This is a genomic window from Weissella sp. DD23, assembly GCF_001579105.1.
GTDB lineage: Bacteria > Bacillota > Bacilli > Lactobacillales > Lactobacillaceae > Weissella > Weissella cibaria.
In genome coordinates, this window is sequence record NZ_KQ970390.1 from 200,599 (window position 1) to 202,127 (window position 1,529).

The 1,529-nt window shown below is 43.0% G+C and carries 3 protein-coding genes; all 3 read left to right on the plus strand.

Annotated features, from left to right (window positions below):
- On the plus strand, nucleotides 1-296 hold a 296-nt coding region (locus tag WEIDD23_RS00955; RefSeq protein ID WP_278279460.1), incomplete at its 5' end, for a GNVR domain-containing protein.
- Between the two features lie 12 nt (nucleotides 297-308).
- A complete protein-coding gene (locus WEIDD23_RS00960) occupies nucleotides 309-1,031 on the plus strand; it encodes a CpsD/CapB family tyrosine-protein kinase (RefSeq protein WP_010371843.1) in 723 nt (240 codons plus the stop codon).
- Nucleotides 1,028-1,529: sugar transferase (locus WEIDD23_RS00965; RefSeq protein ID WP_082778287.1), on the plus strand; the 502-nt coding region annotated here is incomplete at its 3' end. The genes WEIDD23_RS00960 and WEIDD23_RS00965, both read left to right, overlap by 4 nt.

A 1,529-nucleotide genomic window follows, 5' to 3' on the forward strand; every position in this document is an offset into this window, starting at 1 on the left:
TAGATATTATGGCTGTCTCAAATGTGTCGATTGTTTCGCGGGCTACGCGTCCAACTGAACCGGCGGCACCTAATAAGCAATTAATGGTGTTGGTTGGTTTGGTGGCCGGTGTTGGGTTGGGATTGGTCATTGGGGTGATTCGAGAATTAACCGATCGAACAATCAAAACAGAGACTTTTATGACGGATGAGTTGGGACTCACTAATTTAGGAACGATCACAGGCATTGGTCGTTTAAAAGAACGACGAGTAATGCTAAATGAACAGGGTGTCTCACGCATCAAACAACGTATTTAATAGGTGAATATAATGAGGTTATTTAACAAACAACGTCAGGATAATAATTTGACGCAAAACTCTGGGGCACAATTAGTGACGTATCACGAACCGAAGAATCCGGTATCAGAACAATTTCGCACACTCCGAACAAATATCGAATTTGTTAGTGCGACTTTGCCACAGTTTAAAACTGTCCTGATAACATCGGCGGAAATATCGGATGGTAAAACCACAGTTGCAAGTAACTTAGCTGTCACATGGGCGCAGTCAGGACAGTCGGTGTTATATGTGGATGCTGATTTGCGACGTTCCACTGCTCAGGCGACATTTAAAGTATTGCCAAACAGAGGGCTAACCACGGTGCTATCAGCAGCAAAAATGCCGATAGATGCGGTGCAAAAAACACAAATCACGGGGTTAGATGTATTGACAGCCGGTCCCGTGCCACCTAATCCGGCTGAATTACTGGGATCGGAAAAGATGACAACAATAATCACCTGGGCTAATGCGCATTATGACAAGGTGGTCATTGATGTACCGCCAGTTTTAGCGGTGACGGATGCCCAAATGTTAATGAAACAGGTTGATGGTGTTGTGTTGGTTGTTGCTTTAGGAAAAACAAAAAAGGCAAATATTAAACGCACGGTCGAAATTATGAAGCTCAGTCAAACACCAATTATTGGTGTGGTACACCGAGATAAAAAGAAGCAACGTTATGCAAGTTATGGTTATGGGGAAACGTTTAAAAAATGATTGGGCAACGGTTATATCAAAAATTGATTAAACGCATGTTAGATTGCATTTTTGCAAGTTTATTACTGGTGATTTTTAGTCTACCAATGATCGTGATTGCAGGTACGATTTGGCTTGTCACACACGAAAATCCAATCTTTAAACAAACTAGATTCGGCCGTCATAGTCAGCCGTTTGAAGTTTATAAATTTCGAACAATGGTTGGGTCAGCACCACTGGTTTCGCATCAGGATTTTCATAATCGGGATGCCTACGTGACGACTGTCGGTAAATTTTTACGCCGTACATCATTGGATGAACTACCACAGTGCTTTAACGTCTTACGTGGTGAGATGAGCTTTGTGGGACCGCGACCGTTAGCAGCATCCGATATGGCAGTTATTGAGAAACGTAAAGCACTGGGCGCAGATCGGGTGTTGCCTGGTATCACCGGTTTAGCACAGGTGAGTGGTAGAAATAACGTTTCAGACTGTCAAAAAGCAAAGTATGACGGTACGT